The organism is Pseudomonas sp. GW823-FHT02E01 (assembly GCF_058797535.1).
The window spans coordinates 430,390-444,768 of sequence record NZ_JBXAJS010000002.1; the positions used below are offsets into that span (position 1 = coordinate 430,390).

Annotated in this window: 13 protein-coding genes; 10 read left to right on the forward strand and 3 right to left on the reverse strand. The window is 59.0% G+C overall.

Annotation, left to right across the window (positions count from 1 at the left end; genetic code table 11):
• The first annotated feature begins 33 nt into the window (after positions 1–33).
• Positions 34–1,332, forward strand: a complete 1,299-nt coding sequence (argA, locus tag AC1RDQ_RS05785) for an amino-acid N-acetyltransferase (protein WP_492586697.1) — start codon at positions 34–36, stop codon at positions 1,330–1,332.
• 128 nt (positions 1,333–1,460) lie between these two features.
• Here argA and tauA read toward each other — a convergent pair whose 3' ends face one another.
• A complete protein-coding gene (gene tauA / locus AC1RDQ_RS05790) occupies positions 1,461–2,450 on the reverse strand; it encodes a taurine ABC transporter substrate-binding protein (RefSeq protein WP_492586699.1) in 990 nt (329 codons plus the stop codon).
• A gap of 362 nt (positions 2,451–2,812) precedes the next feature.
• Between tauA and AC1RDQ_RS05795 the strand changes: the two genes are divergently transcribed.
• The 9 genes from AC1RDQ_RS05795 (at position 2,813) to AC1RDQ_RS05835 (ending at position 11,826) form a co-directional block, all read left to right on the forward strand.
• A complete protein-coding gene (locus tag AC1RDQ_RS05795; protein ID WP_150813751.1) occupies positions 2,813–4,144 on the forward strand; it encodes an OprD family porin in 1,332 nt (443 codons plus the stop codon).
• 411 nt (positions 4,145–4,555) lie between these two features.
• The gene (locus AC1RDQ_RS05800) at positions 4,556–5,896 is read left to right on the forward strand and encodes an OprD family porin (protein WP_154860928.1); all 1,341 of its coding nucleotides are present in this window, start codon (positions 4,556–4,558) and stop codon (positions 5,894–5,896) included.
• Between the two features lie 292 nt (positions 5,897–6,188).
• Positions 6,189–6,827, forward strand: coding sequence for a peroxiredoxin (locus AC1RDQ_RS05805; protein ID WP_218494664.1), 639 nt, complete (start codon positions 6,189–6,191; stop codon positions 6,825–6,827).
• A 332-nt stretch (positions 6,828–7,159) separates the two neighbouring features.
• Positions 7,160–7,753 carry an NADPH-dependent FMN reductase gene (gene ssuE, locus AC1RDQ_RS05810; protein WP_007993145.1) on the forward strand — a complete coding sequence of 198 codons (594 nt, stop codon included), beginning with the start codon at positions 7,160–7,162 and terminating at the stop codon, positions 7,751–7,753.
• Positions 7,754–7,842: 89 nt separating this feature from the next.
• Positions 7,843–8,808: a sulfonate ABC transporter substrate-binding protein gene (locus AC1RDQ_RS05815; RefSeq protein ID WP_057712844.1), complete on the forward strand. Its 966-nt coding sequence runs from the start codon at positions 7,843–7,845 to the stop codon at positions 8,806–8,808.
• Between the two features lie 25 nt (positions 8,809–8,833).
• The gene (gene ssuD / locus AC1RDQ_RS05820) at positions 8,834–9,982 is read left to right on the forward strand and encodes an FMNH2-dependent alkanesulfonate monooxygenase (RefSeq protein WP_057712845.1); all 1,149 of its coding nucleotides are present in this window, start codon (positions 8,834–8,836) and stop codon (positions 9,980–9,982) included.
• Between the two features lie 9 nt (positions 9,983–9,991).
• Positions 9,992–10,774 (forward strand): aliphatic sulfonate ABC transporter permease SsuC, encoded by a 783-nt coding sequence (gene ssuC, locus AC1RDQ_RS05825; protein ID WP_492586701.1) that lies wholly within the window; start codon positions 9,992–9,994, stop codon positions 10,772–10,774.
• Positions 10,771–11,577 carry an aliphatic sulfonates ABC transporter ATP-binding protein gene (ssuB, locus tag AC1RDQ_RS05830; RefSeq protein WP_090452038.1) on the forward strand — a complete coding sequence of 269 codons (807 nt, stop codon included), beginning with the start codon at positions 10,771–10,773 and terminating at the stop codon, positions 11,575–11,577. Before ssuC ends, ssuB begins: the two co-directional genes overlap by 4 nt.
• Positions 11,578–11,610: 33 nt before the next feature.
• Positions 11,611–11,826, forward strand: a complete 216-nt coding sequence (locus tag AC1RDQ_RS05835; protein WP_007967989.1) for a TOBE domain-containing protein — start codon at positions 11,611–11,613, stop codon at positions 11,824–11,826.
• Positions 11,827–12,006: 180 nt separating this feature from the next.
• Here the strand turns inward: AC1RDQ_RS05835 and AC1RDQ_RS05840 are convergent, their stop codons facing one another.
• Both AC1RDQ_RS05840 and AC1RDQ_RS05845 read right to left on the reverse strand, forming a co-directional pair.
• Complete coding sequence (locus AC1RDQ_RS05840; RefSeq protein WP_492586702.1) at positions 12,007–12,651, reverse strand: TetR/AcrR family transcriptional regulator; 645 nt, start codon at positions 12,649–12,651, stop codon at positions 12,007–12,009.
• Positions 12,652–12,929: 278 nt separating this feature from the next.
• On the reverse strand, positions 12,930–14,306 hold the full coding sequence (locus tag AC1RDQ_RS05845; protein WP_053163627.1) for a glutamine synthetase family protein: 1,377 nt from the start codon (positions 14,304–14,306) through the stop codon (positions 12,930–12,932).
• Positions 14,307–14,379: the final 73 nt, after the last annotated feature.

Sequence of the window (14,379 nt, forward strand, 5' to 3'; positions counted from 1 at the left end):
TTTTCGGCTGCTATTTATTACAGGCCCAGGTTCATGCCCGAATACGTCAATTGGCTTCGTCACGCTTCGCCTTACATCAACGCCCACCGCGATTGCACTTTTGTCGTCATGCTGCCCGGCGACGGCGTTGAACACCCGAATTTCGGCAATATCGTCCACGACCTGGTGCTGTTGCACAGCCTGGGTGTGCGTCTGGTGCTGGTTCACGGTTCTCGCCCGCAAATCGAAGCGCGCCTCGCGGCCCGTGGCCTGACCCCGCATTACCACCACGGCATGCGCATCACCGATGCCGCGACCCTGGAGTGCGTGATCGACGCGGTTGGCCAGTTGCGCATTGCCATTGAGGCTCGCCTGTCGATGGACATGGCTTCGTCGCCGATGCAGGGTTCGCGCCTGCGGGTGGCCAGCGGCAACCTGGTGACGGCACGACCGATCGGCGTGCTTGAAGGCGTCGACTATCACCACACCGGCGAAGTGCGCCGGGTCGACCGCAAGGGCATCAACCGTCTGCTGGACGAGCGCTCCATCGTGCTGTTGTCGCCGCTGGGCTATTCGCCGACCGGGGAGATTTTCAACCTGGCCTGCGAAGACGTCGCCACCCGCGCAGCCATCGACCTGGGCGCGGACAAGCTGCTGCTGTTCGGCGCCGACCTGGGCCTGATCGACGAACACGGGCGCCTGGTGCGTGAACTGCGTCCGCAGCAGGTGCCGGCGCATCTGCAACGGTTGGGCAGTAACTACCAGGCAGAATTGCTTGATGCAGCGGCTGAAGCTTGCCGTGGCGGCGTGGCCCGCAGCCATATCGTCAGTTATGCCGAAGACGGTGCACTGCTGACTGAGCTGTTCACCCGCGACGGTGGCGGTACGCTGGTGGCCCAGGAACAGTTCGAAGTGGTGCGCGAAGCGGCCATTGAAGACGTCGGTGGTTTGCTGGACTTGATCAGCCCGCTTGAAGAGCAGGGCATCCTGGTGCGCCGTTCCCGCGAGGTGCTGGAGCGCGAGATCGAACAGTTCAGTGTGGTCGAGCGCGAAGGCATGATCATCGCCTGTGCGGCGCTGTATCAGATTGCCGATTCGGATGCCGGTGAACTGGCGTGCCTGGCGGTGAATCCAGAGTATCGCCATGGCGGTCGCGGTGATGAATTGCTGGAGCGCATCGAGACCCGCGCCCGGACTCAGGGTTTGAAGACATTATTCGTCCTTACTACCCGCACCGCTCACTGGTTCCGCGAGCGTGGTTTTGTGCCGAGCAGCGTTGATCGTCTGCCGTCGGCGCGGGCGTCGCTGTACAACTATCAGCGTAATTCGAAGATTTTCGAAAAAGCCCTTTGATCAGGATACGGTCCTTGTAGGGGCGAGCTCGCTCGCGAAAATCGTGAACGATAACGCGTAAAACCAGATGCCCCTTGGCGTCCTTGGGTTTTTCGCGAGCAGGCTCGCTCCTACAGAGGTCGGTGATGTTACTCGGCGACAAACTTCGCGCTGACATACGGCGAGTAATCCGGCAGCACCGTCTCCACCTTCCCTTGTTCCTTCAAGAATTTCGCCGTCTCGCCAATGGCCTTGGCCGTGCCGCCGTCCAGCAGCGCGGCGCTCTGTTGCGCCTTGGCATCCGGGAATGCGGAACCGGCCAGTAACTCCGGCACATCGGCGGCATTGGCACCGGTCAGTTTGGCGATTTTCTGCACCGGTACCGAGTCGGCAGTCCAGCTGGCTTTATGCACCGCGTAATCAGCAAAGGCGTCGAGGGTGACCTTGGCGAATCTGGCCACCACCTCCGGGTGCTTCTCGGCGTAGTCCTTGCGTGCCACCCAGACCTCGAAGGTGGGTGCTCCCCATTGGCCTACCTGTGCAGCGTCGGTCAGGGTCTTGCCACTCTTGCGGATTTCCCCCAGGGCGGGCGACCAGACAAACGCGCCATCAATATCTCCCCGCTTCCAGGCTGCCGCGATTTCCGCCGGCTGCAGGTTCACCACTTTGACTTTCGAACTGTCCAGGCCCCAGTGCTTCAACGCACCAAGCAGGCTGTAGTGGGAGGTTGAAACGAAAGGCGTGGCGATGGTCTTTCCGATCAGATCTTGTGGTTTTTCGATGCCGCTGCCATTGCGCACCACAAGCGCTTCGGCGGCATTGATCTGGGCCGAGACGATGAACGCGACAATCGGCAGGTTGCGCGAAGCGGCAGCGGCCAGCGGACTGGAGCCGAGATTGCCGATTTGTACATCGCCGGAGGCAATCGCCGTGACCACTTCCGGGCCGCTGTTGAAGCGTCGCCAGTCGATGGGCTGGCCGATGGTTTTTTCATAAAGGCCATCGGCCTGGGGGACTTTGCTGGGGTCGATTCCGGTTTGATAACCGACGGTGAGGTTCGCCGCTTGGGCGGTGAAAGAAAATGCGAGAGATACACAAACTGTAACAATTGGTCTGGATAGTGCGCGCTTGATCGTCATGGGGCTGCCTTTCGGTAAGGATTTGTTTCCGGATTGCGTCAGAAACTAATCGATCTAAAAAAGCAAAAATAAATACCGTTTAGGAATTAGCTTATGAGCCGAACCCTTTGTTCTGGGGAGGCTGGAAATTGAGCGCTAAATTCCTAAACGGTATTAGAAAAGAATCGGGTAATTCTTTTCAGGTTCATGACGAATTCATGACCCGGCAGGGACCAAAAAATCGGGGGTTAGACAAAGGTCGTAGACACACATGGTTACGATTGACTTGTGGGTCACGGTCTGGCGCTAATCGCGCATCTTAGGATTTCGGGCGACGACTCGAGATCAGGAATACAAGAACTAGAATCGAGAGGAGCTACACAATGAACAAGTCCACCTTGGCTTTGGCCGTGGCCGTAGGGGTTTTGGCGCAGCAGGCAGGCGCCGCAGGTTTCCTGGAAGACAGCAAGGCGTCCATCAGTTCCCGGACCATGTATTACAACAACGATAACCGTGAAGGCGGTGCGGATCAGAAAGAGTCCGCAGAAGGCCTGAAATTCGATTATCTGTCCGGTTTCACCCAAGGCACTGTCGGTTTCGGTATCGACGCCCAGGCACTGCTGGGTATCCACCTGGACGGCGGCAAGGGTCACCACCCGGACAACAACACCTTCTTCCCAAGCGACAGCGATGGTTCGGCCGTGTCCGAATGGAGCCGTGCAGCCGCTAACGTCAAGGCGCGCTTCTCGAAGACCGAAGCCCACCTGGGTGGCGCCCTGGCACCCAACTTGCCAATTCTGGTCGCGAATGACAGCCGTCTGCTGCCACAGACCTTTGACGGTGGCACCATCACTTCGAAAGAAATCGACAACGTGACCTTCAACGCAGGTCAGTTGGAGCATTCGGCGGGTCGCGCCTCTTCGAACTCCACCGGCCTTGCCGTGGCTGGCGGCACAGAGGACAGCAACAAGTTCTACTACGGTGGTGCTGACTGGAAGGTCACCAAGGACCTGACCCTGCAGTACTACCACTCGAATCTGAAGGACTACTACAAGCAGGACTTCCTTGGCTTGATCCACGTGTTTCCGATCGACGCCAAACAGTCCTTCAAGACTGATATTCGCTACTTCGACAGCAGCTCCGACGGCAAGAACGGTGATCCGGGTTTCCGTTTCAACAATAACAACGGTTTCGCCAAGACCCCGGGCGAGGTCGATAACAAGACCTGGAGCGCCATGTTCACCTATACCCTGGGTGGCAACGCCTTCCTGCTCGGTCATCAGCGCGTCAGCGATGACGGTGGTTTTGTCTACCTGAACCAGGGCAACGTGGTTGATGGCAATGGCCGTCCGGAAGGCAACGGCGGCGCCAGCTTCTACCTGTTCACCGACTCCATGATCAACGGATTTGTTCGTGCCGGTGAAAACACCACCTTCGGTCAGTACTCCTATGACTTCGCCGGACTGGGCGTGCCGGGCCTGAAAACTTCGATCGCCTACCTGCATGGCGACAACATCAAGGCTACCAACGGCAGCGGCCCTGATGGCTCCGAGTGGGAACGCGACATGCGGATCGACTACACCATCCAGCAGGGCGCTCTCAAAGGCTTCGGCGTAACGCTGCGTAATGGTGTCTACCGCGGCAGTGAAGTCTCCAACAACCCTGATGTTGACCAGACTCGTCTGATCTTCAACTACACCTACAGCTTCCTGTAACAAGCCTTGTAAAAAAGCCTCGCCTGCTGGCGAGGTTTTTTTTGCCTGTTTTTTATATTCCATAAAGATCTTTACTGATTATTTATTATTCTTTTTAGTTTTTAAATATCCCGCTTAAAGTGCGCCTGTCCGGCACTCATCCCTGAGCCCGGATTTGGCGATTTCGTCCCTCGACAATAGTTCAGGTGCAGGAATCGGCCTTGCCGCCGATACCTCGGATCTGTCGTGGGAAGTCATATTCCAAAGCGATATTAAAAAATATCAAAAAATTCTTTTTGGCTTTAAGGCCGTGTATCCTGCGGCCCGCCAAATGACCGGCCTAGACGGTTTGCCGCGAATTTATGCATTCAGGATCCCGGGCAATCGATTCGGGACCAGGAACATCAGAACTAGAAACGAGAGGAGCGAAACATGAACAAGTCCACCTTGGCCATGGCTGTGGCCGTCGGGGTTTTGACCCAGCAGGCAAGCGCCGCGGGTTTTATCGAAGACAGCAAGGCAACATTGGGGCTGCGTAACTTCTACATCAACACCGACTACCGTGACGGAGCCGGTGCCAACAAAAACGAAGAGTGGGGCCAAGGCTTCGATCTGCGTTTCATCTCCGGTTACACCCAGGGCACCGTCGGCTTCGGCATCGATGCGATCGGCCTGTTGGGCGTGAAACTGGATTCGGGCGGCGGTACCAACGGCGCCACGGCGACCTCTTACGGCGGCACGGTTTTCCCGAGCAAATCCAACGGCGAGGCAGTTGATGATTTCTCCAGCCTGGGCCTGACGGCCAAAGCCAAGGTTTCCCAGACCGAATTGAAGCTGGGCACCCTGCAGCCGAAAAACCCGGTGATCGTGACCAACGATGGTCGTCTGCTGCCGCAAACCTGGCAGGGTGGCCAGATCACGTCCGGCGACATCAAGGATCTGACCCTGGTTGGTGGCCAGATCGAAGCCGTTAAAGGCCGTAACTCCAGCAACAATGAGCAGATGTCGATTTCCGGCGCGAACACTCGCGGCACCAAATTCCGCGACAGCAACAAGTTCATCTATGCCGGTGGCGACTACAAGATCACCAAGGACCTGACGGCCCAGTACTACTACGGCAACCTGGAAGAGTTCTACAAGCAACACTTCCTGGGTCTGGTGCACAACTGGGCAATCGGCCCTGGCGTGTTGAAGTCGGATTTCCGTTATTTCAACAGCTCTGATGATGGTGCCAACGGTCACGACCCGCTGTACTTCACCACTGGCAACTACAACGCGCCAAACGGTAAAGGCAAGGTCGACAACAACCTGTACAGCGGCCTGTTCCTGTACACCGTTGCCGGTCACACCTTCGGTGGCGGTTATCAGGTCAGCAACGGCAGCAGCGATTTCCCTTGGCTGAACCAGGGCGACGGTTCGTCGAACTACACCATCACCGATGCGCAAATCCAGAAGTTCGGCCGTGCCGGCGAGCGTACCTGGCAAGCACGCTACTCCTATGACTTCGCCAAGGTTGGCGTACCTGGCCTGACGGCGGGTCTGGTTTACCTGCACGGCGACAACATCGATACCGTTAACGCCAAGGGTGGCGAGGCGGCCAATGGTGCTTCCGAGTGGGAGCGCGATCTGAGCGTGGCTTACGTCGTTCAGGAAGGTCCGCTGAAAAACCTGGGCCTGGCGTGGAAAAACGCGACCTGGCGTACCGACCTGCCGAACACGCGTTCGCAGGACGAAAACCGCCTGATCGTCAGCTACTCGATCCCGCTGTTGTAATAGCGCTCGCGTAACCGAGACAAAAAAAGCCCCGCCCGGTATTGCACCGGGCGGGGCTTTTACATTTTCAAGACGGGTTCACCCCCGTAATCCCGCCTTGAACTTCCCTCTTTGCAGCAACTCAAGGCCTTCTCGAACCTTGGGGGCGATGTTCGGCCGGTTGTGCGGGCACGTCCAGTGAATAGATATTTAATATTTCTTTATGATATAAATAAATCGATATTTATTCTTTTTAATAGATAAAAAACACAGGCACAGTTGAACCCATCAAGCACTCACAAGGAGCAGCACCATGGGTCTCAGACTTGGCGATATCGCCCCCGATTTCGAACAGAACTCCAGCGCCGGCACCATTCGTTTCCATCAGTGGCTGGGCGATAGTTGGGGTGTGCTGTTTTCCCATCCAGCGGATTTCACGCCGGTGTGCACGACTGAATTGGGCTTCACCGCCAAGCTCAAGGATGAGTTCGCAGCGCGCGGCGTCAAGGCCATCGCTTTGTCGGTGGACCCGGTGGATTCGCACCACAGGTGGATCGAGGACATCAACGAAACCCAGGACACCGTGGTCAACTTTCCGATCCTGGATGACGCCGACCGCAAAGTCTCGGACCTTTACGATCTGATCCACCCCAACGCCAACGACACCCTGACCGTGCGCAGTCTGTTCGTGATCGACCCGAAGAAAAAGGTCCGGCTGACGATTACCTACCCGGCGAGCACCGGCCGCAATTTCAATGAAATCCTGCGGGTGATCGACTCGCTGCAACTCACCGACAACTACAAGGTGGCCACACCGGCCAACTGGCAGGACGGTGATGAGGTGGTGATCGTGCCGTCGCTTAAAGATGAGGATGAAATCAAACAGCGTTTTCCCAAGGGCTATCGAGCGGTTAAGCCTTACTTGCGCCTGACGCCGCAGCCGAACCGGTAAGTCTTCAGCATTTTTGGCGCAACTGATGCCGCCATCGCGAGCAAGCCCGCTCCCACATTTGTCCGCGTACCCCTGTGGGAGCGAGCTTGCTCGCGAAGGCGTCGGGTCAGACACCACAGGTTTCACAGTTAACAGCATCCACAAAGCAGGGGATTTCAGGCCGTTTCGACGGCCTGTTTTTTTGCCTGGAAGAAACAGCTTTCTATATTTCTTTAAGGTATAACCAAATGAATAAATATGATTTATGGATATATAAATCAACTGTTAAGGTCACTCCATCGAAGCGAGATCGCAAACCGCGAATCGCCAACACCGTGCAAGGAATCGTCTGAATGTTGGTTGTCTCACTCGGTGGCAGTCCCAGTCAGCGCTCTCGATCCGGGGTGCTGCTGGATCGCTCCCAGCGTTGGTTACAGGGGCAGGGCGTGGAAGTGGTGAGTTATCAGGTACGGGACTTCCCGGCCGAGGACTTGCTGCACGCACGCTTCGACAGCCCCAAGGTGATCGACTTGTTGCAACAAATTGAAAACGCCGATGGCCTGCTGATCGCCACACCGGTTTACAAGGCATCGTTTTCCGGAGCACTGAAGGTCGTGCTGGATTTGCTGCCCGAACGCGCCTTGAGCCACAAGGTGGTTCTGCCGATGGCCACTGGCGGCAGCATCGCCCACATGCTGGCGGTGGATTACGCGCTCAAGCCGGTGCTGTCGGCATTGAAGGCTCAGGAAATGCTGCAAGGCATTTTTGCCGTCGACAGCCAGATCGCCTACGGCGAAGGCAGCGCCCTGGCGCAGTTGGCGCCGGAGCTGGAACAACGACTGAATGAATCGCTTGAGCTGTTTTTCAGCGCCATGGCGCGACGGCCCAAGCCGCTCGATCCGAACCTGTTGAATGATCGTTTGTTGAGTGCTCGCTGGAGCATTTAAGCCTCACCGAAAATTGAAGTACTGGCCTTACTCGCCCGCCAACGGGCAAGCAGGTGCAGCCAAAACCCAACTGCAAAAAGGAGAGCGCCATGCGCCCTGTCATTTTGCGTCGTGGTCTGGTCGCTCTGTTTGCTGCGGCTGTCACCTTCGGCGCCATTACTCAAGCTCAGGCCGAGACTTTACGAATCGGCTATCAGAAATACGGCACCCTGGTGCTGCTCAAAGCCAAAGGCACCCTGGAAAAACGCCTCGCCGCCCAAGGCGTGGACGTGCAATGGACTGAATTCCCCGGTGGCCCGCAACTGCTTGAAGGCTTGAACGTCGGCTCCATCGACTTCGGTGTCACCGGTGAAACTCCGCCAGTGTTCGCCCAGGCGGCCGGTGCTGATTTGCTCTACGTCGCCTACGAACCGCCAGCGCCGCACAGTGAGGCGATCCTGGTGCCGAAGGACTCGGCGATCAAATCGGTAGCGGACCTCAAGGGCAAGAAAGTCGTCCTCAACAAAGGCTCCAACGTGCACTACCTGCTGGTGCGTGCACTGGAAGACGCCGGCCTCAAATACACCGACATCCAGACCGTATTCCTGCCGCCGGCCGATGCCCGCGCCGCGTTCGAGCGTGGCAGTGTCGACGCCTGGGTGATCTGGGACCCCTACCAGGCCGCCGCCGAACAACAGCTGCAAGCGCGCACCCTGCGCGATGGCCAGGGCATTGTCGACAACCATCAGTTCTACCTGGCGACCAAACCTTATGCGCAGAAAAATCCCGAGGTGATCAAGACCCTGGTGGAAGAAGTGCGCGCGGTGGGCGAGTGGTCCAAGGCTAACCCGCAAGAGGTGACCCAACAGGTTTCACCGCTGCTCGGCCTGCCAGCCGACATCACCCTGACCTCGGTGAAACGCCAGGGCTATGGCGCGTTGTTCCTGACTCCGGAAGTGGTCGCGGCGCAGCAGAAAATTGCCGACAGCTTCTACCAGCTCAAGTTGATTCCCAAGCCGTTGAGCATCAAAGACGTGATCTGGACGCCGCCGGCCGCCGTTGCCAAAGCCCAATAAATCGATTCCCCAAGGAGACCACTCCATGAGCCTCAATATTTTCTGGTTCCTGCCTACCCACGGCGACGGCCATTACCTTGGCACCGCCGAAGGCGCCCGCGCCGTTGATCACGGTTACCTGCAACAAGTCGCGCAAGCCGCTGACCGCCTGGGTTTTGGCGGGGTACTGATTCCGACCGGACGCTCCTGCGAAGACTCTTGGTTGGTGGCGGCATCGCTGATTCCTGTGACCCAGCGTTTGAAGTTTCTTGTCGCCCTGCGCCCCGGGATCATTTCCCCGACGGTGGCGGCGCGTCAGGCCGCGACCCTGGATCGACTGTCCGGCGGTCGTGCGCTGTTCAACCTGGTGACGGGCGGTGATCCGGAAGAGTTGGCGGGCGATGGTCTGTTCCTCAGCCACGAAGAACGCTATCAGGCCTCGGTGGAATTCACCCGCATCTGGCGCCGGGTACTGGAAGGTGAAACCGTCGATTACGACGGCCAGCACATCAGCGTGAAGGGCGCGAAGTTACTCTATCCGCCGATCCAGCAGCCGCGTCCGCCGCTGTACTTCGGCGGCTCCTCTGAAGCCGCGCAAGACCTGGCCGCCGAACAGGTGGAAATGGTCCTGACCTGGGGCGAGCCACCGGCCGCCGTCGCGGAAAAAATCGAACAGGTCCGAGCCAAGGCCGCCAAGCTCGGACGCACCGTGCGCTTCGGCATTCGCCTGCACGTGATCGTGCGCGAAACCAACGATGAAGCCTGGAAAGCCGCGGATCGGCTGATCTCCCATCTCGACAACGAGACCATCGCTCGTGCCCAGGCTTCGCTGGCGCGTTTCGATTCGGTCGGTCAGCAACGCATGGCCGCATTGCACGGCGGCAATCGCGACAACCTGGAGGTCAGCCCTAACCTGTGGGCCGGCGTCGGTCTGGTGCGCGGCGGTGCCGGTACGGCGCTGGTGGGCGATGGTCCGACCGTGGCCGCCCGCGTGAAGGAGTACGCGGACCTGGGCATCGATACCTTCATCTTCTCCGGTTATCCACACCTGGAAGAGTCGTACCGGGTGGCTGAGTTGCTGTTCCCGCACCTCGATGTCGAGCGTCCTGAACTACCGAAGAGCGCCGGTTACGTCAGCCCGTTCGGCGAGATGGTCGCCAACGACATTCTTCCCAAAGCCGCGTCCCAGAGCTGAGGCGCGGTCATGAAGAAAATCATCCACAGCCTGGCGCCCTGGGCGTTGCCGGTGTTGCTGCTGGCGGTATGGCAATTGAGTGTGTCGGCGGGTTGGTTGTCGACACGGATCCTGCCGGCACCCATCGCCGTCATCGAGGCCGGTGTAAGTCTGGTGCGCAGTGGCGAAATCTGGACACACCTGGCGATCAGTGGCTGGCGTGCCGCGCTGGGCTTCACCATCGGTGGTGGTATCGGCCTGACCCTTGGCTTCATCACCGGCCTGTCGAAGTGGGGCGAACGCCTGCTCGACAGTTCGGTGCAGATGATCCGCAATGTGCCGCACCTGGCGCTGATTCCACTGGTGATCCTGTGGTTCGGCATCGACGAGTCGGCGAAGATTTTCCTGGTGGCGCTGGGCACGTTGTTCCCGATCTACCTCAACACCTATCACGGCATCCGCAACGTCGACCCGGCGTTGGTGGAGATGGCGCGTAGCTATGGCCTGAGCGGTTTTAGCCTGTTCTGGCAGGTGATTCTGCCGGGGGCGCTGCCTTCGATTCTGGTCGGCGTGCGCTTCGCCCTGGGCTTCATGTGGCTGACGTTGATCGTGGCGGAAACCATTTCCGCGAGTTCCGGCATCGGCTATCTGGCCATGAACGCCCGGGAGTTCTTGCAGACCGACGTGGTGGTGCTGGCGATTCTGCTGTACGCGGCGCTCGGCAAACTGGCCGATCTCGCGGCCCGTGGACTTGAACGTGTCTGGCTGCGCTGGCACCCGGCCTATCAGGTTGCCAAGGGAGGTGCGGCATGATTGCGGAGCAACCTCCACGCTTGCTGCGCGGCATTCCGCTGGCGGTGCGCAAGCTGCAAAAGACCTTCGGCTCGCGGCAGGTGCTGCGCGAGATCGACCTGCACATTCCGGCGGGCCAGTTTGTTGCCGTGGTCGGTCGCAGTGGCTGCGGCAAAAGTACCTTGCTGCGCTTGCTCGCCGGTCTTGATCAACCAACCGGCGGTGAGTTGCTCGCCGGTGCCGCGCCATTGAGCGACGCGCGGGAAGACACGCGGCTGATGTTCCAGGAAGCGCGTTTGCTGCCCTGGAAAAAGATCATCGACAACGTCGGTCTGGGCCTCAAGGGCAACTGGCGGCCGCAAGCGCTTGCAGCTTTGGAAGCGGTGGGCCTGGCCGATCGCGCCCACGAGTGGCCGGCAGCGCTGTCCGGTGGACAGAAGCAACGCGTGGCGTTGGCCCGTGCGTTGATTCATCAGCCGCGCCTGCTGCTGCTCGACGAGCCCTTGGGTGCGCTGGATGCCCTGACCCGAATTGAAATGCAGCAACTGATTGAACGGCTCTGGCAGCAGCACGGTTTCACGGTGTTGCTGGTGACCCATGACGTCAGTGAGGCCGTGGCGATTGCCGATCGGGTGATCCTGATCGAAGACGGCGAAGTCGGCCTCGACCTGCACGTGGAACTGCCGCGCCCTCGGGTTCGTGGCTCCCATCGGCTGGCGGCATTGGAAACCGAGGTCCTCAATCGCGTGCTGGCGCTGCCCGGCCAACCGCCGGAACCGGAACCTGTTTCACCCTTGCCTACGCAATTGCGCTGGGCTCAATAACTCAAGTCTTACCCAACGACAGGAATCAACATCATGACTATCAAGGCCATCAACGTTCGCAACCAGTTCAAAGGCTCCATCAAGGAAATCGTCCTCGGCGACGTGCTGTCGGAAATCGACGTGCAGACCGCGTCCGGCATTGTCACTTCGGTGATCACCACACGCTCGGTGAAAGAGCTGGAACTGGCGGTCGGCAGTGAAGTGATCGCGTTTGTGAAATCCACCGAGGTGTCGATCGCCAAGTTGTAAGCCACATGCGTAAACAACAACCCCGAAGGGTTTGAGCCCTTCGGGGTTTTTCATGTGTGTTTGTCTTGAGCTGAGCGGTGCGGCCATCGCGAGCAAGCTCGCTCCCACAGGATTATTTGTCGTTCACAGAATCTGAATTCACTGAAGATCCTTGTGGGAGCGAGCTTGCTCGCGATGAGGTCAGTGAGCGCAGTAGAGGTTCCGCTTGGGCAGATACGGTGGCAAATACAACCCCACATAAGCATCAAACACCCGCATCCCTTCCTCGGCCATGCGCGGCGTAATCTGCCCGTGCTGCTGTACCGAGCGCGCATACACCCGGTCGCCCAGCTCCATGGCCAGGGCGAACACATCGACATCACTCGGCAAGGTCGGCAGCTCGAAGTGATGGTCGAACAGCTTGTGCATCAGGTCGCCCAGTTCGATGTCGTGCTGGCGGTCGGCCTGGGTGACTTCGGTCAGGCCGTGCTGGGCCAGAATGAGTTGGCGGGCGGCGGCGTCCTCTGCATAGATGTCGAGCATGCGTTGTTCCACCAGTCGCGACAGATCGCGCCAGCCATTCAAGGCGTGGTGGTCGATAGGGGCTTGCAGGCAGGCGCGGAAGGCCGCATGGACGTCGGCGGTCAAGGCTTCGAGCAACGCCGGCACGCTGGCGAAGAAGTGGTAGACCGAGGAGGGCGGAATCTCCGCGCGCTCGGCGACGCTGTAGATCGACAGGCTGGCCACGCCCTCGGCAGCCAGCAGCGTGCGGGCCGCATCGAGTATCGAATCGATCCGGGCCTGGCTGCGTGCGCGGGGTTTGCGGGGGGTGGCTACGCGTGTCATGGGAGTCTCCTGCGGGGCTGCGGGCATTGTACGCAGAGCGCGAGGATGATCCATACCCTGTGGCGAGGGGGCTTGCCCCCGTTGGAGGGCGAAGCACTCCCAAACCCGGTAATCGCGGTATGTCTGATACACATGAGGGTGTATTTTTTGGGGCTGCTGTGCAGCCCAACGGGGCGGTGCGGCGTCCCGACAAGCCCCCTCGCCACAGGGAACAATGTTGGCCATAAAAAACGCCGCAGGCTGTGAGGCCGGCGGCGTTTCTTCACTACTGCAACCGCTTACACGGTATGCAGGTACCAGTTGTACTCGAGGTCGGAGATGGAGTGTTCGAACTCCTCCAGCTCGCTCTCTTTACAGGCCACGAAGATATCGATGTATTTCGGATCGATGTACTTGGCCATGACTTCGCTGTCGTCCAGCTCGCGCAGTGCATCGCGCAGGTTGTTCGGCAGGCTCTGCTCGTTCTGCTCGTAGCTGTTGCCTTCGACCGGGGCGCCAGGCTCGATTTTGTTGGTCAGGCCGTGGTGCACGCCTGCCAGGACCGAAGCCATCAGCAGGTACGGGTTGGCATCGGCGCCGGCTACACGATGTTCGATGCGCACGGCGTCGGCGGAGCCGGTCGGTACGCGAATCGCCACGGTGCGGTTATCCAGACCCCAGCACGGCGAGTTCGGCACATAGAACTGTGCGCCGAAACGACGGTAGGAGTTGACGTTCGGGCAGAGGAAAGCCATCTGCGCCGGTAGGGTCTCGAGCACACCGCCGATCGCGTGACGCAGTGCGGCGTTCTGCTCGGGATCCTCACTGGCAAAAATGTTCTTGCCGTCTTTGTCGAGAATCGAGATGTGGACGTGCAGACCATTACCCGCCTGGCCTGGGTAAGGCTTGGCCATGAAGGTGGTGTCCATTTCATGGTCGTAGGCGATGTTCTTGATCAGGCGCTTGAGCAGGACCGCGTAGTCGCAGGCCTTGATCGGGTCAGCCACGTGGTGCAGGTTGACTTCGAACTGCGCCGGGGCACTTTCCTTGACGATGGCGTCGGCCGGAATGCCTTGCTCTTTGGCACCCTCCAGAATGTCCTGGAGGCAGTCGACGTATTCGTCGAGGTCGTCGATCAGGTAGACCTGAGTCGAGTGCGGACGTTTGCCGGAAACCGGCGAGCGCGGCGGTTGCGGACGACCGTTCACGTTCTCCTGGTCGATCAGGTAGAACTCCAGTTCGAACGCGGCGCAGATGGTCAGGCCCATTTCGTCGAACTTGCGCACCACATTGGCCAGCACTTCACGCGGGTCGGCGAAGAATGGTTCGCCTTCGAGTTCGTGCATGGTCATCAACAGTTGCGCGGTCGGGCGCTTCTGCCATGGCTCGTTGCATAGGGTATCGGGGATTGGATAGCAGATTCGGTCAGCATCGCCGATGTCCAGGCCCAGGCCGGTGCTTTCCACCGTCGAGCCATTGATATCCAGAGCAAATAGAGAGGCCGGCAGGTTGATGCCTTTCTCGTAAACCTTGTGGAGGCTGGTGCGTTCGATGCGCTTGCCGCGCACCACACCATTCATATCCGCAATCAGAAGGTCAACGTACAGAACCTCAGGATGTTCCTTAAGGAACGCGTTCGCTTCGTTAAGCTGAACGGCACGCGGGGGTACCGACATGATGCAACACCTTTGTTGTTAAAAATATCAATCATTGATCTTTTCAGATTCCAGTCAACCCGAACGGCATGCC

Excerpts from the sequence above, each read along its gene's own strand:
- argA (WP_492586697.1), top strand. The coding sequence starts at position 34 with ATGCCCGAATACGTCAATTGGCTTCGTCACGCTTCGCCTTACATCAAC.
- tauA (WP_492586699.1), bottom strand. The coding sequence starts at position 2,450 with ATGACGATCAAGCGCGCACTATCCAGACCAATTGTTACAGTTTGTGTA.
- AC1RDQ_RS05795 (WP_150813751.1), top strand. The coding sequence starts at position 2,813 with ATGAACAAGTCCACCTTGGCTTTGGCCGTGGCCGTAGGGGTTTTGGCG.
- AC1RDQ_RS05800 (WP_154860928.1), top strand. The coding sequence starts at position 4,556 with ATGAACAAGTCCACCTTGGCCATGGCTGTGGCCGTCGGGGTTTTGACC.
- AC1RDQ_RS05805 (WP_218494664.1), top strand. The coding sequence starts at position 6,189 with ATGGGTCTCAGACTTGGCGATATCGCCCCCGATTTCGAACAGAACTCC.
- ssuE (WP_007993145.1), top strand. The coding sequence starts at position 7,160 with ATGTTGGTTGTCTCACTCGGTGGCAGTCCCAGTCAGCGCTCTCGATCC.
- AC1RDQ_RS05815 (WP_057712844.1), top strand. The coding sequence starts at position 7,843 with ATGCGCCCTGTCATTTTGCGTCGTGGTCTGGTCGCTCTGTTTGCTGCG.
- ssuD (WP_057712845.1), top strand. The coding sequence starts at position 8,834 with ATGAGCCTCAATATTTTCTGGTTCCTGCCTACCCACGGCGACGGCCAT.
- ssuC (WP_492586701.1), top strand. The coding sequence starts at position 9,992 with ATGAAGAAAATCATCCACAGCCTGGCGCCCTGGGCGTTGCCGGTGTTG.
- ssuB (WP_090452038.1), top strand. The coding sequence starts at position 10,771 with ATGATTGCGGAGCAACCTCCACGCTTGCTGCGCGGCATTCCGCTGGCG.
- AC1RDQ_RS05835 (WP_007967989.1), top strand. The coding sequence starts at position 11,611 with ATGACTATCAAGGCCATCAACGTTCGCAACCAGTTCAAAGGCTCCATC.
- AC1RDQ_RS05840 (WP_492586702.1), bottom strand. The coding sequence starts at position 12,651 with ATGACACGCGTAGCCACCCCCCGCAAACCCCGCGCACGCAGCCAGGCC.
- AC1RDQ_RS05845 (WP_053163627.1), bottom strand. The coding sequence starts at position 14,306 with ATGTCGGTACCCCCGCGTGCCGTTCAGCTTAACGAAGCGAACGCGTTC.